This window comes from Pseudactinotalea sp. HY160, from assembly GCF_009372055.1.
In the GTDB taxonomy this organism is placed as follows: domain Bacteria; phylum Actinomycetota; class Actinomycetes; order Actinomycetales; family Beutenbergiaceae; genus HY158.
This window is the reverse complement of sequence record NZ_WHMT01000003.1, coordinates 1-23,301: the sequence shown is the minus strand read 5'-3', so window position 1 is coordinate 23,301 and position 23,301 is coordinate 1. Positions and strand designations below refer to the sequence as shown.

Genomic DNA, 23,301 nt, shown 5'->3' with positions numbered 1-23,301 from the left:
GGATCCTCCGGGCGGCCCGTCCCACCTCCTTCGATCGGAGGAGGCGGGACGGTCGGAGGATGGGCGAGGATGGGGTCATGATCGTGCGCTGGTTCCGGCAGCTCGACGCCCACCCGGCCAGTCGCGACGCCGTCATCGGCGCGAGCTGGCTGCTCGTCGGGCTCGCCGCGCTGCAGTTCGGCGGCTACGGCCTGTGGGGGGACCTCACGCCCTGGCAGTCGACCGGGGGCGTGTTCCTGCTCACGCTGCTGGGCATGGCCCTCATCGCGACCCGCCGCTCCCGGCGCCCGTTCGCGGCGCTCGGTGCGGGGGCGGCGGTGGCCGGGGTCGACCTGATGTTCGGCGGATCCCTCGGCGTCGTGCTCATCCTGACCGACCTGATCTACGCCGCCGTCAAATATGGTGGCGACCGGGGCGTGCGGCTCCTGTTCCGGTGGGCGCTGGTCGCCGCGATCGGCTGCGGTGCGGCCCTCGTGGTGTTCCGCCCGGACGACGGCCGGGTCGTGGTGCTCGGGGTGCAGTGGGGGCTCGTGCTGCTCGTCTCCGGGCTGTGGGGCTGGAACGTGCGCCGTGAACGCCTGCGGACCCGGGCGACGATGAGCGAGGAGCACGGGCGGGCGACGCGGCGGCTGCGTGACCGGATCGCCCACGATCTGCACGACCTCGTGGCCAACCAGATCGCCGTGGCGGGCCTGCACATCGAGGCCGCGAAGCTGCAGTCCGCCGGGCCACGCGTCGATTCCGCCGCCCTCACCCGCGGCCTCGACCAGGCCAAGCGCGGCACGGACGAGGCGCACCGGCAGCTGCGGGGCCTCATCACCGTGCTCACGGCGGTCGAGGACCTGGACGAGGTGGCCCTGATCGCCCCGGCGGAGGCACTCGAGGACCTTCCGCGGCTGCTGCCGGCCGGTCGCGTGCTGCACTGGTCGGGGCAGGGCCGCGCGGGGCTGTGGGCCGCCCTCGACCGGGCCCCGGCCACGCGCTCGCACGTGGTCATGCGCGTGCTGCAGGAGCTGCTGGCGAATGCGGCCAAGCACGGCACGGGAGACGTCCAGGTCGACGTGGGGCCGATGCAGGCGGGGCCGGACCCGAACGCGCAGCACGCCGGCGGGCACGGTCTCGAGGTCACGGTGACGAACGACCGGGCACCCGCCGGGCGGGTCCGGCCGGGCACCGGGATCGGGATCAGCGGGGCCGTGCTCCTGCTCAGCGGCACGGGCGCGAGCCTGGACGCCGGCCCGGTCGAGCCGGTCGAGCCGGTCGAGCCCGGCGGGGACTCCCCTACCGGCCAGTGGCGCGCACGGTTGCGGCTCCCGGCGGAATCGGACGTGGAACGAGGGAGGCCGGCATGACGCGGGTCGTACGGGTGGTCATCGCGGACGATCACGAGGCGGTGCGCAGCGGCGTCGCGGCGATCCTCGGCACCGACCCCGACATCGAGGTGATGGCTGAGGCCGAGAACGGGTTCGAGGCGCTGGCCGCCTGCCACCGGCACGGGCCCGACGTGGCGCTCGTCGACCTGCGGATGCCGGGAACCGACGGGATCTGGGCGACCGAGCGGATCACGGCCGAGACCTCGGCGCGGGTGCTCGTGCTCACCACCTTCGACTCCGACGACCTCCTCACCCGCGCGCTGGCGGCCGGGGCCCGCGGGTACCTGCTCAAGAGCACGAGCGGCGCCGAGCTCATCGCGGCGGTCCGCCACGTGGCCGCCGATCGGCACGTGCTCGACCCGGCCGTGGCCGGGGCCGTCATCGCGCGCCTCAACGCCGGGGAGCCGGCCGACCCCGCCGCACCGGCCGGCGCGGCGGTCGACGTCGATGAGCTGACGACGCGGGAACGTCAGGTGCTCGAGCTCCTCACCCGGGGGCTGTCGAACCAGGCGATCGCCGCCGAGCTGTACATCGGGCTGACCACGGTCAAGACCCACGTCGGCGCGCTCTACGCCAAGACGGGGGCCGACTCCCGCGTGCAGCTCGCCCGCATCGGCGAGGCGAGCCTGCGCGCCTCACGCTGAGTCGCGTGCCGGCTCCCCCTCCGGGGCGACCCGTCCGGGTCGGCCCCGCCGGGCGAGCCCGGCGCGGGTGGCCGCTGCGGCGAGCCCGAGCACGAGCGCGACGACGACCGGGGCCACCATGAGCTCGAGCACCTGCGGAAAGAGCTGTGCGGACGCCGAGAGCATCTCGCCGACGTCTCCCCGGAGGATGCGCATCCCGAGGCCGTACTGGAGCGAGACGAACAGGGCCGGCGTCACCCACAGCGCCGCGAGCGCGGCCGCCCAGACCGCGATCTGCCGGCCGGGGCGCAGCCCGTACCAGGCCAGGGTCAGCCCGACGACGACCGCCGGGAGCCAGCGCACGACGCCCGACATGATTGCGGGGTACTGGCCCGGGCCGGAGAGCGCGGCGACCGCCTCGTTGAGCCAGTACGCGAGCGGCGTGGCCACCAGGGACAGTCCGAGCGCGGCGGGCCCGCGGGAGGCCCGAGAGGTGAGCAGGAATCCGGCCTGCGCGAGCAGGATCGAGGCGACGACCCCGCCGAGGAGACCGAAGAAGTACAGCCCCACCCGGGCGTCGACCGTCTGCCCGAGTTCCAGGCCGCGGGCCACGACCACGAAGCTCTGCGCCGTGGCGCCGGCGTGGGCGAGCAGCAGCCCGGCCGCCACGCTCCACGCGGGAAGGGCGACCCGGCCCGCCGTCGCCCGGACGGCGAGCCCGGCGGCGACCGCCGGCACCACGAGCAGCACGAGCAGCGTGATCGCCTTGTACTGGCTCACCGGCAGGAGCACGAACGGCATGCCGCCGGGGAGGGTCTCGTTCGCCCAGAGGTTCTGGAGCGGAAGCCGGCCCCCGCCGACGAGCCACGGCAGCAGGCCGGCGGCCGCCGCCACGACTCCGGCGGCGACACCCGCGAGGGACCGGCGAAGGCGGCTCGAGGTGGCAGCGGTTTCGGTCATGGTCGCCCAGTCAACCACGGACCGCCCCCGGGTGTATCGTCCGAGGGACACCGCTCCCGCACGCCGAGCGGCGACTCCGCGAAGGAGCAGCCCATGTCACCGGATGCGCCATGACCGCCGCGCCGGGCCGGGAGTCGTTCGGAATCGGCCGGACCGAGGCCCTCTCGGACGGGGTGATCGCCGTCGCGATCACGCTGCTCGTGCTGGATCTGCGCGTGCCGGCCCCGGAGGCGGGGATCGGCCTGGCCACCCGGCTCGGCCAGTTGTGGCCCAACTACCTGGCCTACGTCATCTCGTTCCTCGCGATCGGGATCCTCTGGATCAACCACCATGCGGCGCTTCGCCGGCTGCGGGCCGTGGACCACGCGGTGATCGTGGTCAACCTGCTCCTGCTGCTGTGCATCGTGGCCCTGCCGTTCACGACCTCACTCTTCGCGACCTACCTGGACCAACCGGCCGGAGGTCACCTCGCGGCGGTCGTGTACGCGGGTTCCTTCCTCGTGACCTCGCTCGTGTTCCTCGCGCTGCAATGGCTCATCCTCATGCGCCGGGCGCACCTGCTGCCCGCCGAGTTGACTCCCGCCCGGCGCCGGGCGCTCCTGCGCCGGGGCCTCCTCGCCCCGCCCGTCTACCTCGTGGCGGCGCTGCTCGGACTGGTGACGCCGTATCTCACCCTGGCCGTCTGCATCACCCTGGGGCTGTTCTACTTCATCCCCGCCGGCCGTTCGATCCGAACCGAGGCCGGCGGACCCGCGAATCCGGAGCGGCCCTGATCGCCGGTTCCGGCCAGATCGGTCGCCGGTGCGGCCCCGCGGGGGCGGCCATTCGACGCTGGTCGACGTTGGTCGATATCGATGAGACTAAAGACGCCTCCTACCTCGACGCTCGGTGAGCACGGTGTTACGTTGATCGTGGTCTCGGTGATGAGCGGCTGCTCATCCCGGGTAGGTCGAGCGCATGAGCGCTGGAGGCGTCGATGTCGGTGCAGTCGGCTCACGAGGAGCACGCGCCACTGCCGCGCGGCCGGTGCGGGCTGCACGGCCCGCGCCCCGCCCGCGTCGGCGACCGTCGATTCGCCGTGCTCCCCCTGCTGACAGTGCCGACAGTGCCGGCAGTGCACGTACCGACGGTGCCCGGAGGGACCGGGCATCCCCGACCAGGAGGTGGATGATGCCCATCGCGCCGACCCAGGAGATCGTCTCCCGCGCCTTCGATCAAGGCTACGGCGTCGCGGCGATCAACGTCGTGAACGACCTGAGCATGGCGGCCGTGCTGGCGGCGGCGGAGGAGCTCGCCGCGCCGCTCATCGTGCAGACCTCGGTCAAGACGGTCCGGAGCATCGGCGCCGAGGTGCTCTACGCGATGTGGCGGGCGATGGCGGCCCAGGTCGCGGTGCCGGTGGCGCTGCACCTGGACCACTGCCCCGACCGGGCCGTCATCACCACCTGCCTCCGGCTCGGGTGGAACTCCGTGCTCTTCGACGGCTCGAAGCTGAGCGTGGAGGAGAACCAGCGCCAGTGCCGCGAGGTGGTCGAGGAGGCCCGCCCCTACGGCGCGTTGGTCGAGGGTGAGATCGAGCCGTTCGCCCGGATCGAAGATATGGGTGAGGCGGGCATCACCCCACCGGAGCTGAGCCTGGCCGCCGCGGTCGACTTCATCCGCGACACCGGCGTCGACGTGTTCGCCCCGGCCATCGGCAACGCCCACGGGATGTACCGCGCCACGCCCACCCTCGACAACCAGCGCGTCACCGACATCGTGGCGGCCACCGGTATCCCCGTGGCGCTGCACGGCGGGACCGGCATGAGCGCCGAGCAGTTCAGCGACCTCATCTCCCGGGGCTGCGCGAAGGTGAACATCTCCACAGCGCTGAAGATCGCCCTCATGTCCGCCGGTCAGGCCTTCATGAACGACCATCCCGGCGCCTTCGATCCGCCGTCCCAGTTCGCCGTCCAGCACGCGGCGGTCAAGGAGATGGCCGCGAACCACATCCGCATGTTCGGCAGCGAGGGACAGGCCGGGCGGGCGTCGTGACCACCCTCATCTTCGACTGCGACGGCGTGCTCTCCGACACCGAACGGGACGGGCACCGTCCGGCATTCAACCAGACCTTCGCCGAGATGGGCGTGCCGCTCGACTGGTCCGAGGAGGAGTACGCGCACAAGCTGCAGATCGCCGGCGGCAAGGAGCGGATGGCGAGCGAACTCAGCCCCGAGTTCGTGCGCGCCAACGGCCTGCCCACCGACCCGGAGGGGCAGGCGGCCACGATCGCCGCATGGCATGCGCGCAAGACGGCGATCTACACGCAGATGGCGGCGGCCGGGAAGCTGCCGCCGCGGCCCGGCGTGCACCGGATCATCGCGGCCGCCCAGGACGCGGGCTGGACGCTGGCGGTCGCCTCCACCTCCGCCGAGGCGTCGGTCCGGGCCATCCTCGAGGCCGCCGTCGGCCCGGAGCGCGCGGCCCGCTTCGACGCCGTGCTCGCCGGCGACGTCGTCAAGGCGAAGAAGCCGGCCCCCGACATCTACCTGCTCGCCCTCGAGCGGCTCGGAGTCGACCCGGCCGACGTGCTCGTCGTCGAGGACTCCCGCAACGGTCTCCTCGCCGCGACCGCGGCCGGGCTGCGCTGCCTGCTCACCGTGAACGGCTACACCGAGGGTGAGCCGAACGACGAGGCGATCCTCGTCGTCTCGACGCTCGGCGATCCCGACGGCGAACACACCCGCGTGATCGCGAACCGGAGCAGGGCCACTCCCGGCGAGGTCGTCACGCTGGCCGACCTGGCCCGCTGCCTGGAATGACCGGACGGCTCGAACCCGAGGAGGTCCCATGGATGCGGTAGGCACGGACGTCGACCTGGTGCTGCTCACGGCGGCGCGAACCATCGTCGACCATGCGGAGGAATTCGCCCAACTGGATGCCGTCGCCGGCGACGGCGACTTCGGCTTCTCGCTGCGCGCCGGCTTCGAGGTCGTGCTCGCCGACTACGAGTCCTTCGATCATTCGAGCGTGGGCGCGCTGCTCAAGAAGATCGGGTTCACGATCGCCGGCAAGGTCGGCGGCGTGAGCGGGCCGATCTGGGGCACCGCGTTCATGCGGGCGGGCGCCGCGGCCGGCGACCGCACGGAACTGACCGGCCCCGAGGTCGTCGAGGCGATGCGCGCGGCCGTCGAGGGCGTCAAGCATCGGGGCCAGGCGGAGATCGGCGACAAGACCCTGCTCGACGCGCTCGTGCCGGCGATCGACGCGCTCGAGGCGGCCCTCACCGCCGGCGACGACGGCGCCACGGCCCTCCAACACGCGGCCGACGCCGCGGTCACGGCCGCCGAGGGAACGCTCGGCATGCTCGCCAAGAGGGGGCGGGCGGCCTATACGGGGGAACGGAGCCGCGACTCCGTGGACGCGGGCGCCACGGCCATCGGCGTCATCCTGCAGGCGATCAGCGCCGCCTGGCGCGATTCACGACACAGCGAAGGAGTCTCACCGTGAAGAAGTTCATCAACGATCCCCGGCAGTACGTCCCGGAGATGCTCACCGGCATCCAGCTGGCCAGCGGCGGCGCCCTGAGATACGAACCCGCGTACAACCTCATCTATCGTGCCGACGCGCCGCGCCCCGACAAGGTCTCGATCATCCAGGGCTCCGGCTCGGGACACGAGCCGGCGCACACGATGATCGTCGGCCCGGGAATGCTCGACGGCGCATGCCCGGGCGACGTGTTCGCGGGTCCCCCGGTGGAATTCGTGTACGAGACGACCAAGCTGCTCTACACGCCGAAGGGCATCCTGCACATCGTCAACAACTACACGGGCGACCGCACCGCGTGGGAGATGGCCAAGGAGATGTGCGAGGACGAGGGCATGAAGGTGGGTGCCCTCCTCGTCGACGACGACGTGGCGGTCAAGGACTCGACGTACACCGTGGGCCGGCGCGGCGTGGCCGGAAACTTCTTCGTGATCAAGGCGACCGGCGCCGCCGCCGAGAACGGCGCCGAACTCGACGAGCTGGTGCGCATCGGCGAGAAGGTGATCGCCGGGGTGCGCAGCATGGGCATCGCGATCAGCGGCTGCACCCCGCCGCAGCGCGGCACTCCCCTGTTCGAACTGGCCGAGGACGAGATGGAGGTCGGCATCGGCATCCACGGCGAGCCGGGCCGCCGGCGCACGACGCTCGTGTCGGCGGACGAGGTGGTCGACCTCCTCCTCGATTCGGTGGTGCCCGATCTGCCGTTCTCCTCGGGCGACCGGGTGGCCCTCATGCTCAACGGGCTCGGCGGCACACCCATCGGCGAGCTGTACCTGCTCTACGGGATCGCCCACCGCAAGCTCGCCGAGCGCGGGATCTCCGTGTTCCGCAGCTACGTGGGCGAGTACTGCACCTCCCTGGAGATGGCCGGCGCCTCGCTCACGATGCTCAGGGTGGACGACGAGCTCGCCCCCCTGCTCACCGCCCCCGCGGAGGTCTCCTACCGGGTGTTCTGACCGGCGGGGCCGAGGAGTGGAGGAGGCCGACATGCCGCCCGATGGCCTTGGTATCGACACCTGGCCGCACGACGTCGCGGCGCGCCTGCTCGACCTGAGCGCCGACCTGGCGTGCGTGGCCGGCTTCGACGGCTACCTGCGCCAGGTCACGGGCGAATGGACGGCGCTGCTCGGCTGGAGCGCGCAGGTTCTCCTCTCCCGGCCGCTGCTCGAGTTCGTGCACCCCGAGGACGTCGCCGCGACGTCGGCCCGGCTCGAGGCCGCCCGCGGGGGCCGCGCGATCGCCCGGTTCCAGAACCGGTTCCTCACCGCAGGCGGGGCGGTCCGGTGGCTCGCGTGGACGGCGATCGGGGTGCCGGGCGAGGGCGCCTACCGCGCCGTGGCCCGCGACCTGACGCCCCGCCACGAGGCCGAGGCGCTCGTGCACGAGAGCGAGCGCAGATACCTCGACCTGATCGAGTCCGCCCACGACATCGTGCAGAGCATCCTGCCCGACGGGCACCTCGAGTTCGTCAATCACGCCTGGCACACCCACCTCGGCTACACCCCCGAGGAGCTCCCGGACCTCACGCTCTTCGACATCGTCGACGAGGCCGATCACGACCATTGCACGATCCTCATCGGCCAGATCATGAGCGGGCACTCGTTCGACCACGTCGAGATCACGTTCGTGGCCAAGGACGGGCACACCTTCCCGGTCGAGGGGAACGCGACGGGCAGGTTCCGCGACGGGGTGTTCGTGGCGACGCACACGTTCTTCCGCGACATCAGCGACCGCCGCCGGGCCGAGGCCCTGCAGGCCGACTACCGGCGCCGGCTCGAGAACGAGGTGGCCGAACGCTCCGCCGCGCTCGTGCAGAGCGAGAAGCTCGCCACCCTCGGCCGGTTGAGCGCGGGCATGGCGCACGAGCTGAACAACCCGGCCGCCGCGGCCCGGCGGGGCGCGCTGCTGCTGGAGGAGGCGTTCACCGCCACGTGCACGGCGCTGCTCACCCTCGCCCGCTCGGCGCAGGGCGCCGGCGAGGCCGCCCGGCTGGCCGAACTCCTCGGCGCGTCGGCCACCCGGGCGAGCGACGCCGTCCATCTGGATCCGCTCGCGCGCGGCGACCGCGAGGCCGAGGTCGAGGACTGGCTGGCCGCCCACTGGCTCGAGGACCAGTGGGTGGCGGCCGGTGCCCTCGTCGACCTGGGCATGGACGCGGCGGGCCTGGATGCCCTCGCCGACACGTTCGCGCCGGGCCACCTGGGCGCCGCGATCACGGCGCTGTCGCGGGCGCGCACCGCGTACGGGCTCATCGCGCAGATCGGGCACGGCTCGGAGCGGATCTCGCGGATCGTCGCGGCGCTCAAGGAGTACAGCTACATGGACCGAGCGCCCGTGCAGGACGTCGACGTGCACGACGGCCTCGACAGCACGCTCGTGATGCTGCAGTCCAAGCTCACGCAGGGCATCGAGGTGCGGCGCGACTACGGCCGGGACGTGCCGCGCATCGAGACCCTCGGCAGCGAGCTCAACCAGGTCTGGACGAACCTGATCGACAACGCGGCGGACGCCATGGGCGGCTCCGGTCACCTGACGATCCGCACGCGGGCGGCGGCGGGCGGCGGGGTCGCCGTGGAGATCGAGGACGACGGCCCGGGCATCCCGGGGGAGGTGGTCGCCGACGTGTTCGACCCGTTCTTCACCACGAAGCCGCCCGGGCAGGGTACCGGCCTCGGCCTGAACATCGTGTTCAACATGATCACGGGCTCGGGCGGCACGGTCGACGTGCGGTCCGAGCCGGGCCGCACCGTGTTCCGGGTGTGGCTGCCGCCGCGCCGCCCGCAGGGAGAGCCCGCGTGACCGGCGCGCAGGCCGCGCCGCGGCGCCCGGTCATCCTCGCCGCCGACGACGACCCGGCCGTGCTCAGCGCGGTACGGGGCGACCTGCGCGGGCGGTATGGCCGCCACTACCGGGTGCTCACCGCGGGCGGCGGCGCCGAGGCGATCGACACGCTCGACGCGCTCAAGCTACGCGGCGATGCGGTCGCCGTCGTCGTCTCGGATCAACGGATGCCGGAGGTGAGCGGGACGGCGGTGCTGGGCGCGGCGCGGCGGCTCTTCCCGGAGGTGCGCACGGTGCTGCTGACCGCCTATGCCGACACGGATGTGGCGATCGGCGCGATCAACGACCTGCACCTGGACTACTACATCCTCAAGCCGTGGGATCCGCCCGAGGAGCGGCTGTTCCCGATCGTGGACGACCTGCTCGAGGACTGGCACGCGCACCACCGGCCCGGCCATGTCGTGACGCGGGTGGTCGGCAGCCGGTGGTCGGCCCGCACGCACGAGATCCGCGACTTCCTGCAGCGCAACCAGATCCCGATGCAGTGGCTCGACGTGGATTCGAGCGAGGAGGCCCGGGTGCTGTCGGGGGCGGCGGGGCCCGATGGGCTGCCGCTCGTGATCACCCCGGACGGCGCGGCCCTGCACTCCCCCGGCCTGGCCGACCTGGCCGCCGCGCTCGGGCAGAAGACGCGCGCGGATGCGGAGTCCTTCGACCTGGCGATCGTCGGGGCCGGGCCCGCGGGGCTCGCGGCGGCGGTGTACGGCGCGAGCGAGGGGCTGCGCACCGTGTGCCTCGAGCAGCTCGTGCCGGGCGGGCAGGCCGGGCAGTCCTCCCGGATCGAGAACTACCTGGGCTTCCCGAGCGGGATCTCCGGGGGCGATCTGGCGCGGCGGGCCGTGACCCAGGCGCGACGGTTCCACGTGGACCTGCTCGCCCCCACGGCGGCCGCGGGCCTCGACCTGACCGGCCCCTATCCGCGGATCGAACTCGTGGACGGGTCGGCGATCAACTGCGGGGCGGTGATCCTGGCCTGCGGGGTCTCCTACCGGAGCCTCGACGTTCCGGGCAGCACCGAGTTCGAGGGGCGGGGCGTGTTCTACGGGGCCGCGGTGAGCGAGCGGGACACGGTCACGGGCGAGCACATCGTGGTGGTCGGCGGGGCGAATTCGGCGGGCCAGGCCGCCGTCTTCTTCTCGGACTACGCCCGCTCGGTCACGATCCTGTGCCGGGCGGGCGGGCTGGGCGCGAAGATGTCGAGCTACCTCGTCGAGCAGATCGCCGCCCGGGAGAACATCGTCGTGCGGTGCGGCGCGAGCGTGCGCGCGGTCGGCGGCACCGACCGGGTGGAGAGCGTGACGATCGCCGACGCCGCCACCGGAGACACGCGGGAGCTGGCCACGTCGGCGCTGTTCGTGTTCATCGGCGCCTCCCCGCACACCGACTGGCTGCCGCCACAGATCGCCCGCGACGGGCGCGGCTTCATCCTCACCGGCCCGGGCCTCGGAGCCCGGCGCCACCACACCCTCGACGGCGACCGCGACCCGTTCCTGTACGAGACGAGCGCCCCGGGGGTCTTCGCCGTCGGCGACGTGCGGGCGAGCTCCGTCAAGCGGGTCGCCTCCGCGGTCGGCGAAGGATCGGTCGCCGTGCAGTTCGTGCACCAGGTGCTGCGGGGCTGAGCTGGGGCGCGTGGCGGCTGAGGATCCGTCGGGCGCCGGGTCATCGGTCGAGGGGCCGTCCGTGGCCGCCGGGGTCGTCGGCCCGTCGCCCCAGACGATCGTGGCCGAAAGCGACCCACGGGAACAGTCGCCGAGGTAGGCGGGCGCGATGCGCGAACCGATCACCTCGTTCGAGTTGTCTTACCGATGCACGGAGCTCGGATCGAAGCCCGCCTGCCCGGAGTTCGACTCGTCGCCGCCGATGTGGACGAGGTCGGACCTGCTCATCGCGGCCCAGGAGTGTCCAGGGTCTCGACGTCGGGGATCCCGTGGCGGCGTGGTCGGCCGCAGCCCCGTCCGGATCGGTGATCACGGCGACCGGCTGGCTATCGGATGCGGACGGCGCTCGGCTGGATGTTGATCTCGATCCGGGTGGTCTCGCCGAGGTCGTCGCCGTCCACCTCGACGACGCGCGGCTCGTCGAGCTCGACTCTCGCCCGGGTGAGTCGGCCGACGGTCGTGGCGTCGGTGCTCTCGGCGGTGACCTCGTCATCGCGCCGGAGCAGCCGCTTGAGGCCGTTGTCCCAGGCCATGTTCCGCAGCGTGTCGAGCCATCCGGAGACGCCGCCCTCGTGGAGCACGAGGAGGTCGAGCCGCCCGTCCGCCGGGTCTGCGTCGGGTAGCAGGGTGAGGCCTCCCTGGAGGCTGCCGCAGTTGCCGACGATGAGCGTGTGGGCCTGGTGCGCCTCCGCGGCGCCGCCGTCGAGGGCGAGGCGCAGGCCGATGACCTCGCTCGCCGAGACCGCCCGCCCGAGGGACTCGACGTAGGCGAGCCAGCCCGCCTTCTCCTTGAGGTCCTCGTCGGTCTCGGTGATCATGTGGGCGTCGATCCCGAAGCCTGCCATCACGGCGAAGGCGTGCCGCTCGGTGCCGCCGTCGAGATCGGCTTCGAGCCAGCCGAGGTCGATTGGCCGGGCCGTGCCCTCGAGCGCGCGGGCGATCGCCGCGGGGAGGTCGGCGAGCGGCACGTCGAGGTTGCGGGCGAGGAGGTTGCCGGTGCCGAGGGGGACGATGCCCATCTCCGCCGCCGAGTCCGTGGCGGCGAGGTGCTCGGCCACGGCTCTGATGGTGCCGTCTCCCCCGCACGCGAGCACGAGGTCGGCGCCGTCATCGAGCGCGCGCCGGCAGGCCGCCTGACCTGGATCGTCCTCGGTGGTCTCGTACCAGCGGGCCGGGCGGGCGTGGACCTCGGTGAGTGCCGCCTCGAGGTCGTTCCGCTCGGCCTTCGCCGGATTCCAGACGACGCCGACGCGCGCGCTCATCGCGATCCCACGATCGGCACGCGGACGCCGTCGAACCCGCCGCCCGTGAGCACGGCGACGGTGTCGCCGCTCAACTCGGTGGTATCGGCGACCTGGAGCACCGCAGTCCGGGGGGCAATATCGGCGGTGCAGGGCTGGTCGGCGGGCGGGTCGATCACGGTCACGGCGAGTTCGGTCGCGGAGCCGACCTCGACCGCTCCGATGATCGGCGGGCAACTGGACGAACCCCAGGAGAGCAGCACGAACTCCTCCGGCTCCCCCGTCCAGCCGGCCGAGGGCTCGTAGTCCGTCATGCCCTCGAGGGAGAGCCCGACGGCGCCGGCGAGGTCGGTGTTCCCGGTGAGGTCGCCTCCGGTCAGGTGGATCGTGGCGTCCTGGGCCGGGTCGACGCCCTCGGGTGTGCCCACGAGGGTCACCCGGGGCACGAGGTCGTCCGTGCAGTCGGTGTCCGGGTCCGGGGTCGCCAGGGTGACCTCGATGGTCTCGCCCGTGAGCGTCGCGCCCTCGGCCTGGGGCACGCACGTCGAGCTGCCCTGCGTGACGAGACCGATCATGCGGCCGCCGTCGAGCCACGCGGCGCTCACGTCGGTGCCGGCGGGTTCCGCTGTCGGTGAGCCGGGCGTGGGCGAACTGGTCGTGGGCGAGCCGCCGTCGGCGGCCGGGCTCGCGCACGCGGCGAGCGTGCCGGCGGCGACCAGCGCGAGTGCGAGCACGGTGGGGAATCGAGCGGGTCGCGCCATGTCGAGGGCCTTTCGCAGCAAGGTGGTGAACGAAGGGACGGATTCGTCCGGCCCCGATCATGCCGGATCGCGGCGGGGTGGCCAAGAGGCCTGGCGGAGATTCGCATCGTCCGCCGCGACGACACCGACGCGGGCTACGGCGGCCGACCGGGCGCCGTCCATAGGCGTGAGGGTGCGGGATCAACGGTGTGTTGGCAACGAGGTATCGAGAGAGGTTGTGTGCGCGATCTGGCGGTAGCGACGATTCCGGGTGACGAGCACGATGGACGCGATGACGGCGGCCAGCGCGGATGCGAGCAGGATCGCGACCTTGGCGTGGTCGTGATGCGGATCGGTCGGGGCGAAGCTGAGTTCCGTGACCAACAGCGAGATCGTGAACCCGATGCAGGCGAGCAGACCGACACCGACGATGTCGATCCACTTGAGCGCCGGGTCGAGCCGGATACCGCGAATCCGCGTCGCGAGCCAGGTCGTGGTGACGATGCCGAGGGGTTTGCCGGCGACCAACGCCACGACGATGGCGATGGTCACCGGGTCGGTCAGCGCGGAGACGAACCCATCGAGGCCACCGAGGGCGACACCGGCCGAGAAGAACGCGAAGATGGGCACCGCGAACCCCGCCGAGAGCGGCCGGAAGCGGTGCTCGAACGTCTCCGCCAGCCCCGGCTCGCGCTCGGGCACGCGATCGCCGCGGCGGTGCAGAACCGGGATCGCGAAACCGAGCAGGACCCCGGCGATCGTTGCATGGATGCCGGCGGCGTGGACGAACGCCCAGGCGAGCATTCCGATCGGCAGGAGCACCAGCCACGCTGTGGCGGGCCTGAGCCGGAACGTCTGCCGGTATCGCTGCACGATCATCGCATAGGCGGCGATCGTGGCCAGGCCGAGCAGCAGTGGGACGAGTTCGATGGAGTCGGTGTAGAACACGGCGATGATCGTGATGGCGATGAGGTCGTCGACGACGGCGAGGGTGAGCAGGAAGATCCGGAGCGCGCCGGGCAGGTGGGAGCCGATGATCGCGAGCACGGCGACGGCGAACGCGATGTCGGTCGCGGTCGGAATCGCCCACCCGCGCACGAGTGCCGGATTCTGCCCGACGATCGCGACGTAGAGCAGCGCCGGCACGACCACCCCGCCCACGGCGGCGGCGACCGGGACGATCGCGGTGGAGAACCGGCGAAGGTCCCCGGCGACGAACTCGCGCTTGAGTTCCAGGCCGACGAGGAAGAAGAAGATCGCCAGCAGGCCGTCGGCCGCCCACGCGCCCAGGCTGAGGCGCAGGTGCCATGGTTCGTATCCGATCTCGAGGTCCCGCAGGGCGACGTACCCATCGGCCCAGGGCGAGTTCGCCCATACGATGCCGATCGCGGCCATGAGCACGAGGAGCGCGCCGCCGACGGTCTCCTTCCGCAACAGGGAACCGATGCGCAGCGACTCGGCGGCGGTACTGCGGAAGGGGAACAGGGAGGGCGCGAGGCGGGCACGGCGAGAAGCCATGAAGGGTCCGATCGGGGTCGACGACAGAGTGTGTCGACCAGACTTCCCGGCGCGCCACGTTGAGCCTACCGCGCCACCGCTCTGCGGGAGCGCACGCCGCCATCCGCGGTCGAGCGCGGGCCTCCTCACGATCTTGCGGTGGCACTTGCGCTCAGGCGTTTACTACGAGAGGAGATGGCGTCCGGCTCCTTGCCGGCGGGAGGTGTAAGCCATGCATGGCCGACCGCCGCCGCGTCTCGATCGCCGCACGGATCGCTGTGAGTTCGCGATCGGCGAGCTCACCGACTGGTCGCGGGCGATGGTGCCGGTCGTCGCATCGATCGCGGGACTCGTCGTCCCGGCGCTGCCCTTCCTGCTCGTCGCGCAGTCTTCCGGACATGCGAACGCGTGGGGCGTCGTCATCTCGACCGACACGCCGTCCCTCATCGGCGCACTCGCATTCGTCGGCCCGCGCGTTCCCGGGCGGCTTCGCGTGTTCCTGCTCGCCCTCGCCGACGACATCGGAGTGCTGAGCATCATCGCAATTGCGTACACGAAGAACTTCGCACCCCTGCCACTGTTCATCGCGGCCGTCGGCCTGGCGGGCGTCTACGCCACCCGATATCTGCGCAGCGGCCGTGGACCGGTCTACGCGACGCTCGCGATCGTCGTCTGGCTCGCGTTCCTCGCCTCCGGCGTCCACCCGACGCTCGCAGGCGTCGCGATCGCCCTGCTCGTGCCGGTCTACCGTCCCGACCGCCGCGATGTCGAGCACGCACTGGAGCTGGCGCGCACCTTCCGGCAATCTCCCAACACGGAGTATGCACGCGCCGCGGCCAACAGTCTGCGTGAGTCGATCAACGAATGCCTGCAGTCCGCGTATGCGCCCTACGTCGCCTTCGTGATCCTGCCCCTGTTCGCGCTCGCGAATGCCGGCGTGGTGATCAACGGTGAGATCATCCGGGCCGCGATGCGGTCGTCGTTGACGTGGGGCGTGGTGGCCGGTCTCGTGCTCGGCAAGTTCGTAGGCATCCTCGGGTCGACGGCGCTGCTGCGCGCGTCGCGCTGGGGAGAGTTCGGCCCCGGCCTGACGCTCGACCGGCTTGCCGGCGGGTCGGCCCTCGGCGGAATCGGGTTCACGATCTCCCTGTTCATCATCGATCTGGCCATCGCCGATCCCGAGGCACAGAACGAGGCGCGCGTCGGAGTGCTCGCAGCCTCCGTGCTCGCGTTCGTGCTCGCGACGGTCGTGTTCCGGGTATCCGACGCTCGGCACCCCGAGGAGGAGGCCGGGCGGACGCTCGTGCGCGCGGTCGACCCGGAACGGGATCACATGTGGGGACCGGCGGACGCGCGCTACACCATCGTGGAATACGGGGACTTCCAGTGCCCGTTCTGTTCGAAGGCGTCCGGTTCCATCGTGGAGGTGCAGGGCGCACTCGGAGACGATCTCCGGTACGTGTGGCGTCACGCGCCCTTGACCGAGCAGCATCCCAACGCCCTCGCCGGGGCGGAGGCCTCGGAGGCGGCGGCCCGGCAGGGCAAGTTCTTCGAGTTCGAACGCAGCCTGTTCGCCGATCAGGACCACCAGCTTCCCTCGGACATCGTCCGGCTCGCCCACGAGCTCGGACTCGACGTCGACCGGTTCGAGCGCGACCTGGAATCGGCGGAGGTCACGCCTCGCGTTCGCGACGACGTGCTCGACGCCGAGGCGATGGCCATCACCTCCATACCGACCTTCTTCATCAACGGCCGGCGGCACGTGGGGCCGTTCGATGCGCAGACGTTGATCCGGGCACTGCAGAGCGACCTACCGTCGACGGTGCGCGAAGGGATCGTGTGATCACGATCGGCATCATCGGTGCGGGCCGGGCGGTGCGTTCCATCGGGCACGGCTAGATGTAGGGCGGGTGACACCGTGGCCTACGGGGCACGCGATCCCGGGCGGACCGTGTTCCTGACAGCCTGTACCCATGAGCAGGAGCGGATCCGCGGGCATTGGATGTGCGCTGCCCGGCCTCGTCGACCTGTTCGCCGGCGCTATCCTGAGGCCGCTCGCCCTTCCTGAGCGCCTCCACTCGTACGGGGCACCGGGGAACGCTCGCGTGCTCGAAGGCCCGAGCACGGCCTGCCACCGCTTCGTACGAGATGAGGCACGCGCAGTCGCGAGGCGCCACCTGGCATAGGAATCCCAGACCCACGAAAGGACCCTGACATGTCGGTCCAGCACACCGTCGTCTTCCGCCTCGTACACTCCGCGGGATCCGAGGAGGAGCGTGATTTCCTTGCTACGGCCAGGCGAGACCTCACGAGCATCCCCGGCGTCGAGGAATTCACCATCAATCGACAGGTCAGCCCGAAAAGCGACCTGACCTGGCAGTTCTCGATGCACTTCGCGTCCCAGGAGGCCTTCGACGCGTACAACGTGCATCCCGTTCATGTCGGCTTCGTCGAGGGGCGTTGGGTGCCCGAGGTCGCTGCATTCCAGGAGTACGACTTCACCGTACTCTGAGCAATTTCGATCTCCCAGGACGGTCCGGCCACCGGCCAACCCTTGACTCAGACAATTGTCCGTCGACGGGCCCGCCAGGCCGCGTTGCGTGACATGCGTCGGCCGACACCGGGGGATGCCGAGTGGTAGGAGGCCGGGTTGCCGAGCCCGCAGACTACGCAGGAGCCGGTGCCCATCGAACCGGGATGAGGCCCATCTCTCCGCTACCGGCCCGGATCACGCCCTTCCTTGTGACGATGAGTTCTTCGCCGTCCAACTCCTCGACGGCGACGTAGGTGCTGGATGTTCATGCCACCAGGCCTTGGGTGTGGCTGAGGTCCTTGGCGATCGAGACGTGCCGTTCGGCGAGCTCCTTGCCGAAGTTGCGGGAGCCGAACTGGAACTGCTCGCGGCCGTAGCATGGTGACCGCCAAGCCTGTATCAACATGCTGATACAGATCGTGTATCATCGAGGCGATACAGGAGGTGGTGGACATGGCAGGAATCGCAGTGGTCGTGTACGGCGTCGTGGCCGTGCTTATGGTCGTCGTCATTTGGGCGGAGGCGAGGCGTCAGGAGCCTGTGCGGGTCGATGGGCGAGTGCTGATCGCGCTTCGGGCGGCACGTCGTCGCTCGCGGGCGTCCATCGGGCTCGCGCTCGTGCTCTTGTCGGCAGGCATCGCCACGGCATTGCTCGTGCCGGAGTGGCTCGGCATTGGAGCCGCGCTCGCGCCGGCTGTCGCGGGAGTCGGTGGGCTCGTGCTGTACGCGGCGACACCGCCGCCGCAGCATGACTACGAGCCGACGCGTTACGCCGCGTCGCTGAGCCCTCGAACCCCGTGGAACGTCGCCCCGTCGGCTGCCCTCGTGGCGCTGGGCGTCGCGTTCCTGCTCCAGTTCGTCCTGCTGGTGTTCGCGGGTGCGACCTCCTCCGCCGACGAGCAGGGGCGCTTCCGGGCGATCACGTTCAGCTCCGATTCGAACAGCTCGACCGCCACCCCGTATCCCGGCTGGTTCTATACGGCGCCGCTGCTCGTCGCCACGGTGCTGCTTGCCCTCGCGATCTGGATCGCTCTGCGCAGGGTCGCGACCACAGCCTCGCTCCCCGGCGAGGGACTTGAAGATCGCGACACCATGTGGCGGTTGCGCTCCGCGCAGATCATCGTGGGCCTCGCGAGCGCCGTCACCGGCCTCCAACTCGGGGGCACGGCACTGATGACGGGAACGGCGATCAGCAACGCGCTTCTCCAGCCGGGTGTGCCGATCGGCTGGCAGGTGCTCGCAACGGGCCTCACCGTCCTGGGCTTCGTGTCGCTGCTGCTCAGCATCGTGACGTTGACATTGGCGGCGCTGCGCGCCTTCGCACTCCCAACGTGGGTGGCTCGAGCGGATGCCGAGGTCGGGAGGTCGGCATGATCGCCCTCGATCCCACCGGCCCGGTGCCACCGTTCGAGCAGGTGCGCGCGCAGCTTGCAGACCTTGTCCGGGGCGGTGACCTCCGCGGTGGGCACAAGCTGCCCTCGATCCGTCAGTTGGCGGGCGACCTGCGGATCGCGCCGGGAACCGTCGCCCGGGCTTACGCCGCGCTGGAGGCCGACGGCCTTATCGAGATGAGCAGGGCGAGCGGTACGCGCGTGCGCGAGGGGCAGGCACTGAGCGCCGATCTCAACGATGCCGCTACGAGGTTCGTGGCCAACGTGAAGCAGCACGACGACGCCACGCTCGAGGCCGCGCTTGGCGCAGTCCGAGCTGCGTGGGAGCGGTCTGCCTCGGCGATCCGGCGGCCGCTTGAGCGGTCGCATCACCCTTAGAAGCGACGATACCCAGGTGAGAAATTGTCTCTCACCTGGGCACATGGTCGGGCTGGCGGGATTTGAACCCACGACCCCTTGACCCCCAGGCGTCCAAACAGTTCAAATCGCACAGAAAATCGCGGATTTCCGCGGATCAGATCATGCAGAGCGCGTCACGAAATGAATGGTTTGCATGATCTTGGTCCCCTTGCAAAGCGCTTAGAGGGAATCTCTAGAGTCACCCCCCATTCTCGCCTTGTTATCGGGTCGCGTGGCAAGCGCCAACTTGACCCATTCACGGGGTAGGCCATCCCCCACTTTAGTGGTGCGGCTACGCCCGTTATCTCGACAAAGAAGGTGCTCCGCTCCCTGATGTCGTTTGAACGTCACTGCCAGCCGCCACACTGGTCTTATGCACCTTCCGATCCAAGCCCAAGCGACGACGCTGGAGCCTGAGCTGGCGAAGATCCTCGACGACGAGCTCTTCCTTTCCAATCCGCTCGGCCATTTCTCCGCCCGAATCACGATGCTGCTTGAGGCAAGCCGGTCAGACTACCAGGCATCCCCAGAAGTCGAGGCAGAGTTTTTCCGATCGCTCGGCCTCGAAGGAGCGGACGCGGTGCTCCACTTCGATGTGAAGCATCGCCGCGTCCAGGTTGCGGTTGATGCGCTCTCACTGCGCCACCAGGCCGCTGAAGCGCTCACGAGGTTCATCTACGCGCGGGTTGCGGCAACCCCGCGCTCTGGGGACGCCGCATCAATCTGGCTCGCGATCGCTGACAGTCCGACGCCCATGATCAAGGTTATCGAGAGGAACAAGGAGGCCTTCGACGCTGACCAACACCGCTTTCTCCAGTTGATCTTCCCGCCAGGAACGGTCGTCGAGGGCACGGCCATCGGCGCAGCGGAAACAGGGCTCGAGTGGGCGAACCATGCGGTGTGGTTACTGATGAATGATGAACTTTCGATCAATTCGGCGCATAACAAGCTAAAGCACGGACTGGCTGCCTCAGCGCGTGGAGATGTCCGAATCGAGTTCATCACAACACCGCCGAACGAGGACGGAACCATTCCTGTGAGTGCATTCGGGGAAGGCAAGCCGATGCCGCTCTTCGACCGTCCGATGCTCACCTACTTGAGCCGACCACCGAGAGAGCTTAGGCAAGGGCTGGAGGCGGTCTCGCTTCGGGTTGATCTGAGCGCCGTGCTCGCCGAGACCTGGATGTTGGCAACGGTCTACGCGGCCATGTTCCACATCGCGGCATGCGAGCACTACGGCGAGAGTCTCCCCGAGGGTGTCGCGCCGTATCCCACGCTCGTCGTAGGCCACCTGCCTGAACACGTCATCGGCGGCCAGCCCCTGGGGTATCGGTCGGCGGTGACACTACCGCCCGACGGGACGACCCGGCCACGCCCGTCAGGCGTCTTCTTCTACAAGAGGTTCTGGCCGATGATGATTGACTTTGAGAGTAAGACCAGCGGGATCGTCGTTGACGGGTAACGCGGCAGCTGGCCAAGGACAGATTGGACAGCGTTGCGGCGGCATGCTTCGGGTGTCTAGTTCGGGAAGCTGGAGCCTAGGATGATTCGCCAGAGACGCTTCGCTTCGTCGTGATCCCCTCGGGCTTCAGCGTCGTTCGCTTTGCCGGCGCGCTCCGCTGCCGAGCCGAATCCTTGGAGCACTTCCTGGCGGGCAGCCGAGGTGAGATAGCTGCTGAGAATTCCGGACTGACCGCCAGGATCGCTAACGTCGAGGTGCGACGGCGCCCACTCAAAGAAGCTGGCGAGTGCGCTCTGCCTGTTGCCGCCGAGTGTCTTGAACGTTCTCGCGACGATCGATTCCAGGTGGAAGGAACGGAGCCGCTTCGAATGTGCGTTGTTCCATTTCTTCAGTAGCCGCACCAGCGGCGCCAGGTGATACCCAAGGTCGGCGTGCTTCTGGGCGAACCAGGCGTTCGCGATGGTGGGGGCCGTGTTGATCCACCCACCATCGCCGCCTGGCAGTCCGTAGACGTCGTTGCCATGAGAGAACACGGGCGCCACATCAACGTGGCCGCCGTTCTTGAAGAAGATGCGGACGGCTTGTCCGCGAGCGCCTACCTGCGCCGTCGAAAGCCCGTTGTAGGCACGGCGTACGCGGTAGAGGAACGCTTGCGAGTCATAGCGGTAGGTGTCCCATGCGCCGTTCGCGTTGGAAAAGACCGCTAGGACGTCGATGTCGTCAATAGGTCGGACGATGGTGCCTTTCGAGGCCGAGCCCATCAGGGTCGCGCGACTGAACGGCAAATCGCTCGTGGCGGGAAAGGCGGCCGTGAGGTTTTCCACAACGCGGTCTTTGCGCGCGTTGATGATTGATGTCTTCTGATAGTCAGTGACCGAGATGTCGGTCACGAACTGTGCCATCGCTTGGCTGGTAGTAGTCATTTTCCCTCCGTGCGCGCACGCTTGCTCAGCTGCGCGGCAGCGGACGACATGGCTGCCTCGTTCTTTCGACGCTGAAGCTTGTAGATGAAGTCTGGGACGGTAGGGGTGTCGCGGCGCAGCTCGAATAGTGATTCTTGCCAGACGCGGAGGTTCTCCCCGGTGATCGGTTCATCCCTGTTACCGATTCTGCTTTCGATTTCACGGTAGAGAGCCTCCCGATCCCGGGCTGAGCGAATAAACCCGACGATGTACTCAGTGACGTCGAGGAACGCGGGGAGCAATGGAAGGGCGACGCCGAGCAAGAAGGTCACGAGCGTCAGCCCGGTGACGACACAGATCGTGGTGAGCGCTGCCGCCCAGAGCACGGCGACAACTGACCAGATGATGCCGGTGAGTCGCAGCAAGCGGTAGCTGTACGCGGCGTTCGAGCGTTGTGCGATTGCGACGGCGACCGCGCCGGGGTCATCATCGGCGACGACGTACCATCCGAGCATCTTCTCGCGCCCGGCGACGTCGACAAGGTCAGAATCGGGCCCTGCAACGAGGGAAATGTCTTCGAGAGGAGGGAGCTTTGGGCGCGGAGTCCCCGCCGACATCTCGTAGACGTAGAAGTCGAACTCCTCCTGCACCGCAGCGGCCTGTTCGGTGCTCTTCTTCTGGACGCACATCAGCAGCGTGCGTCCCAGGAACAACCACGCTCCCGCGATGCTCCCCAGCACCACGCTGCTCTGTGGCCAGATCACCGCGACGATCGGCGCGGCCAATCCGATGACAAGCATCCCGAACCAGCGGATCGAGACCCACCGCTTTGCGCGTGAGTAGAGCCGCTTCTGAGCGATCAGCAGGCGCAGCGCGTCAAGTTCATCCTGACGCCGAAGGAGCGTCGCTCCTGTCGCAGGTGGCGTGTAGTCGTTTGACTCGTTCATGGTCGGCGCTACCTGTTGAAGAGCAGCTCCAACTGCTCGATCGCTTGGGCATGCCTACCGTCCGATTCAAACTCTCTGGCCTTGTTCGCCCGCACGACGGCGGAGCCGAGCTTGGAGAGCGCGTCAAGGCGCTTCGCCTCTGACGAGCACGCCCCGAAGCGCGAGCCGAGGCCCGTGGGGTCATTCATCGCTGCCAGGTTAGCGTCGTACAGCTTGTCGAGGGCGAGGTAGAGATCCCAGAACGGCAGGTATGCCGACTCCCCGTCGAGATGCTTGGCGGCCCGCATCTCCAGGTAGCAAGAAGAGATTGGGACGTTGCGGAGGTACTTCCAGATCTTGAGCTGTCGGGCGAGCGTCTTTGCCGCGCCGTTGTGCTTCGTGTTGACGTCGTTGACGTACTTGTTGTGCGACTTCGGATACGACTTCATCCACCCGTCCGCAGGGTCGGCGATCCAGTAGCCGCTGTCAGAGGGGTACGCGGGAACAACCTCAACGACTCCATCGGAAAAGTAGCAGACGACGGCTGGCCGGCTGACTCCGATTGTCGTACCCTGGAACCGTGCCTGCAGTGTCTCCTTGACCCGGTTCAGCATCGTCCATGGTGACGATGGGCGCACGCCCTTGAGAGAGACCATGTAGTCCGCGTCGCTGTGCTGCCATACCCCGGTCCCATGGCGTAACGAACCGATTTCGAACATCTCGTACACGCCGAGGAACGCATGCAGTCGCGACTCGATCGACGCGCGATGACTTTTTGCCGCATCGAACTGCGTCGAGGTTGGCGTGTAGAGGCTGGTCAGGCTGTTCAGCCATGAGCGGGCAGTCTCAGCCATCACTGCGCCTCCCGTCCGACCCGACCCGCGGACAGCGAGCCGTTCGGCACCGCAGTATCCGAGGAGCCCCTCAGCCTGGGTGACACGCCTCCGTCGGCTTGTCGGTCGTCTCGACGAGATCGTCGTGCTGCTCTGCGTCTCATGTGTGCTGGTGCTCCTTTGCGCCACGGGCGCGGTTAGGTGTAAGTCATCTCGCTTTCTAGGCTACCGGCGACCTCCGACAAGGGTAGGGTGCCTCGCCGTCAAGGGGTGTGCGTCAGGTTTGTGTTGCGGGCCAGAGTTCTTGGTCTCGGTTGGACTGGTGCAGGGTGCGTAGGGCTAGGACGGGGGCGAGGCCGGCGATGGTCCAGTGCATGCCGGCTCGTTTGGAGCG

At 69.5% G+C, this 23,301-nt stretch carries 21 protein-coding genes and 1 pseudogene; 14 read left to right on the top strand and 8 right to left on the bottom strand.

The annotated features are described in order from the left end of the window. Positions 1–77: 77 nt before the first annotated feature. Positions 78–1,352, top strand: a complete 1,275-nt coding sequence (locus GCG21_RS04380; protein ID WP_194164938.1) for a sensor histidine kinase — start codon at positions 78–80, stop codon at positions 1,350–1,352. Beyond that, positions 1,349–2,017 carry a response regulator transcription factor gene (locus GCG21_RS04375; protein ID WP_152818074.1) on the top strand — a complete coding sequence of 223 codons (669 nt, stop codon included), beginning with the start codon at positions 1,349–1,351 and terminating at the stop codon, positions 2,015–2,017. The genes GCG21_RS04380 and GCG21_RS04375 overlap by 4 nt, the downstream gene beginning before the upstream one ends. Here the strand turns inward: GCG21_RS04375 and GCG21_RS04370 are convergent. Further along, positions 2,009–2,956, bottom strand: a complete 948-nt coding sequence (locus GCG21_RS04370; protein ID WP_152818073.1) for a hypothetical protein — start codon at positions 2,954–2,956, stop codon at positions 2,009–2,011. The two genes, GCG21_RS04375 and GCG21_RS04370, sit on opposite strands and share 9 nt — an antisense overlap. Before the next feature lie 110 nt (positions 2,957–3,066). Between GCG21_RS04370 and GCG21_RS04365 the strand changes: the two genes are divergently transcribed. The 7 genes from GCG21_RS04365 (at position 3,067) to GCG21_RS04335 (ending at position 10,944) form a co-directional block, all read left to right on the top strand. After that, complete coding sequence (locus GCG21_RS04365) at positions 3,067–3,729, top strand: TMEM175 family protein (protein ID WP_152818072.1); 663 nt, start codon at positions 3,067–3,069, stop codon at positions 3,727–3,729. Positions 3,730–4,126: 397 nt separating this feature from the next. Further along, positions 4,127–4,990 carry a class II fructose-bisphosphate aldolase gene (locus GCG21_RS04360; protein WP_152818071.1) on the top strand — a complete coding sequence of 288 codons (864 nt, stop codon included), beginning with the start codon at positions 4,127–4,129 and terminating at the stop codon, positions 4,988–4,990. After that, complete coding sequence (locus GCG21_RS04355) at positions 4,987–5,757, top strand: HAD-IA family hydrolase (RefSeq protein ID WP_370517271.1); 771 nt, start codon at positions 4,987–4,989, stop codon at positions 5,755–5,757. The genes GCG21_RS04360 and GCG21_RS04355 overlap by 4 nt, the downstream gene beginning before the upstream one ends. A gap of 28 nt (positions 5,758–5,785) precedes the next feature. Next, positions 5,786–6,445 carry a dihydroxyacetone kinase subunit DhaL gene (gene dhaL / locus GCG21_RS04350; RefSeq protein WP_152818070.1) on the top strand — a complete coding sequence of 220 codons (660 nt, stop codon included), beginning with the start codon at positions 5,786–5,788 and terminating at the stop codon, positions 6,443–6,445. After that, positions 6,442–7,437, top strand: a complete 996-nt coding sequence (locus GCG21_RS04345) for a dihydroxyacetone kinase subunit DhaK (RefSeq protein ID WP_153878004.1) — start codon at positions 6,442–6,444, stop codon at positions 7,435–7,437. The genes dhaL and GCG21_RS04345 overlap by 4 nt, the downstream gene beginning before the upstream one ends. Before the next feature lie 31 nt (positions 7,438–7,468). Next, entirely contained in the window at positions 7,469–9,280 is a 1,812-nt protein-coding gene (locus tag GCG21_RS04340; protein WP_152818069.1) for a PAS domain S-box protein, read from the top strand. Beyond that, complete coding sequence (locus GCG21_RS04335; protein ID WP_370517270.1) at positions 9,277–10,944, top strand: FAD-dependent oxidoreductase; 1,668 nt, start codon at positions 9,277–9,279, stop codon at positions 10,942–10,944. The genes GCG21_RS04340 and GCG21_RS04335 overlap by 4 nt, the downstream gene beginning before the upstream one ends. 365 nt (positions 10,945–11,309) lie before the next feature. Here GCG21_RS04335 and GCG21_RS04330 read toward each other — a convergent pair whose 3' ends face one another. From GCG21_RS04330 to nhaA, 3 genes are all read right to left on the bottom strand, one after another. Further along, on the bottom strand, positions 11,310–12,245 hold the full coding sequence (locus GCG21_RS04330; protein WP_152818068.1) for a diacylglycerol kinase family protein: 936 nt from the start codon (positions 12,243–12,245) through the stop codon (positions 11,310–11,312). Beyond that, complete coding sequence (locus GCG21_RS04325) at positions 12,242–12,985, bottom strand: hypothetical protein (RefSeq protein WP_152818067.1); 744 nt, start codon at positions 12,983–12,985, stop codon at positions 12,242–12,244. Before GCG21_RS04325 ends, GCG21_RS04330 begins: the two co-directional genes overlap by 4 nt. 180 nt (positions 12,986–13,165) lie before the next feature. Continuing rightward, positions 13,166–14,482, bottom strand: a complete 1,317-nt coding sequence (nhaA, locus tag GCG21_RS04320) for a Na+/H+ antiporter NhaA (RefSeq protein WP_152818066.1) — start codon at positions 14,480–14,482, stop codon at positions 13,166–13,168. A 211-nt stretch (positions 14,483–14,693) separates the two neighbouring features. Between nhaA and GCG21_RS04315 the strand changes: the two genes are divergently transcribed. Both GCG21_RS04315 and GCG21_RS04310 read left to right on the top strand, forming a co-directional pair. Next, positions 14,694–16,304, top strand: a complete 1,611-nt coding sequence (locus tag GCG21_RS04315; protein ID WP_152818065.1) for a Na+/H+ antiporter NhaA — start codon at positions 14,694–14,696, stop codon at positions 16,302–16,304. A gap of 372 nt (positions 16,305–16,676) precedes the next feature. Next, positions 16,677–16,973, top strand: coding sequence for a Dabb family protein (locus GCG21_RS04310; protein WP_152818064.1), 297 nt, complete (start codon positions 16,677–16,679; stop codon positions 16,971–16,973). A 77-nt stretch (positions 16,974–17,050) separates the two neighbouring features. On the opposite strand, the pseudogene GCG21_RS04305 reads toward GCG21_RS04310, so the two are convergent. Then, a pseudogene (locus GCG21_RS04305) lies at positions 17,051–17,346 on the bottom strand (RtcB family protein); the annotation flags it as partial. A gap of 116 nt (positions 17,347–17,462) precedes the next feature. Between GCG21_RS04305 and GCG21_RS04300 the strand changes: the two are divergent. From GCG21_RS04300 to GCG21_RS04290, 3 genes are all read left to right on the top strand, one after another. Beyond that, positions 17,463–18,368, top strand: coding sequence for a hypothetical protein (locus GCG21_RS04300; RefSeq protein WP_152818063.1), 906 nt, complete (start codon positions 17,463–17,465; stop codon positions 18,366–18,368). Beyond that, entirely contained in the window at positions 18,365–18,763 is a 399-nt protein-coding gene (locus GCG21_RS04295) for a GntR family transcriptional regulator (RefSeq protein WP_152818062.1), read from the top strand. The genes GCG21_RS04300 and GCG21_RS04295 overlap by 4 nt, the downstream gene beginning before the upstream one ends. Before the next feature lie 394 nt (positions 18,764–19,157). After that, positions 19,158–20,246, top strand: a complete 1,089-nt coding sequence (locus GCG21_RS04290) for a hypothetical protein (protein WP_152818061.1) — start codon at positions 19,158–19,160, stop codon at positions 20,244–20,246. 56 nt (positions 20,247–20,302) lie between these two features. Here GCG21_RS04290 and GCG21_RS04285 read toward each other — a convergent pair whose 3' ends face one another. The 3 genes from GCG21_RS04285 to GCG21_RS16140 are packed head-to-tail and all read right to left on the bottom strand — an operon-like array spanning position 20,303 to position 22,928. Then, the gene (locus tag GCG21_RS04285; protein WP_152818060.1) at positions 20,303–21,169 is read right to left on the bottom strand and encodes a nucleotidyltransferase; all 867 of its coding nucleotides are present in this window, start codon (positions 21,167–21,169) and stop codon (positions 20,303–20,305) included. Continuing rightward, entirely contained in the window at positions 21,166–22,095 is a 930-nt protein-coding gene (locus GCG21_RS04280; RefSeq protein WP_152818059.1) for an S-4TM family putative pore-forming effector, read from the bottom strand. The genes GCG21_RS04285 and GCG21_RS04280 overlap by 4 nt, the downstream gene beginning before the upstream one ends. Positions 22,096–22,103: 8 nt before the next feature. Then, a complete protein-coding gene (locus tag GCG21_RS16140) occupies positions 22,104–22,928 on the bottom strand; it encodes a nucleotidyltransferase (RefSeq protein WP_194164936.1) in 825 nt (274 codons plus the stop codon). Positions 22,929–23,301: the final 373 nt, after the last annotated feature.

Bases quoted from the DNA above. Each gene is read 5' to 3' on its own strand.
- GCG21_RS04380 (WP_194164938.1), top strand. From the start codon at position 78: ATGATCGTGCGCTGGTTCCGGCAGCTCGACGCCCACCCGGCCAGTCGC.
- GCG21_RS04375 (WP_152818074.1), top strand. From the start codon at position 1,349: ATGACGCGGGTCGTACGGGTGGTCATCGCGGACGATCACGAGGCGGTG.
- GCG21_RS04370 (WP_152818073.1), bottom strand. From the start codon at position 2,956: ATGACCGAAACCGCTGCCACCTCGAGCCGCCTTCGCCGGTCCCTCGCG.
- GCG21_RS04365 (WP_152818072.1), top strand. From the start codon at position 3,067: ATGACCGCCGCGCCGGGCCGGGAGTCGTTCGGAATCGGCCGGACCGAG.
- GCG21_RS04360 (WP_152818071.1), top strand. From the start codon at position 4,127: ATGCCCATCGCGCCGACCCAGGAGATCGTCTCCCGCGCCTTCGATCAA.
- dhaL (WP_152818070.1), top strand. From the start codon at position 5,786: ATGGATGCGGTAGGCACGGACGTCGACCTGGTGCTGCTCACGGCGGCG.
- GCG21_RS04340 (WP_152818069.1), top strand. From the start codon at position 7,469: ATGCCGCCCGATGGCCTTGGTATCGACACCTGGCCGCACGACGTCGCG.
- GCG21_RS04330 (WP_152818068.1), bottom strand. From the start codon at position 12,245: ATGAGCGCGCGCGTCGGCGTCGTCTGGAATCCGGCGAAGGCCGAGCGG.
- GCG21_RS04325 (WP_152818067.1), bottom strand. From the start codon at position 12,985: ATGGCGCGACCCGCTCGATTCCCCACCGTGCTCGCACTCGCGCTGGTC.
- nhaA (WP_152818066.1), bottom strand. From the start codon at position 14,482: ATGGCTTCTCGCCGTGCCCGCCTCGCGCCCTCCCTGTTCCCCTTCCGC.
- GCG21_RS04315 (WP_152818065.1), top strand. From the start codon at position 14,694: ATGCATGGCCGACCGCCGCCGCGTCTCGATCGCCGCACGGATCGCTGT.
- GCG21_RS04310 (WP_152818064.1), top strand. From the start codon at position 16,677: ATGTCGGTCCAGCACACCGTCGTCTTCCGCCTCGTACACTCCGCGGGA.
- GCG21_RS04295 (WP_152818062.1), top strand. From the start codon at position 18,365: ATGATCGCCCTCGATCCCACCGGCCCGGTGCCACCGTTCGAGCAGGTG.
- GCG21_RS04290 (WP_152818061.1), top strand. From the start codon at position 19,158: ATGCACCTTCCGATCCAAGCCCAAGCGACGACGCTGGAGCCTGAGCTG.
- GCG21_RS04285 (WP_152818060.1), bottom strand. From the start codon at position 21,169: ATGACTACTACCAGCCAAGCGATGGCACAGTTCGTGACCGACATCTCG.
- GCG21_RS04280 (WP_152818059.1), bottom strand. From the start codon at position 22,095: ATGAACGAGTCAAACGACTACACGCCACCTGCGACAGGAGCGACGCTC.
- GCG21_RS16140 (WP_194164936.1), bottom strand. From the start codon at position 22,928: ATGGCTGAGACTGCCCGCTCATGGCTGAACAGCCTGACCAGCCTCTAC.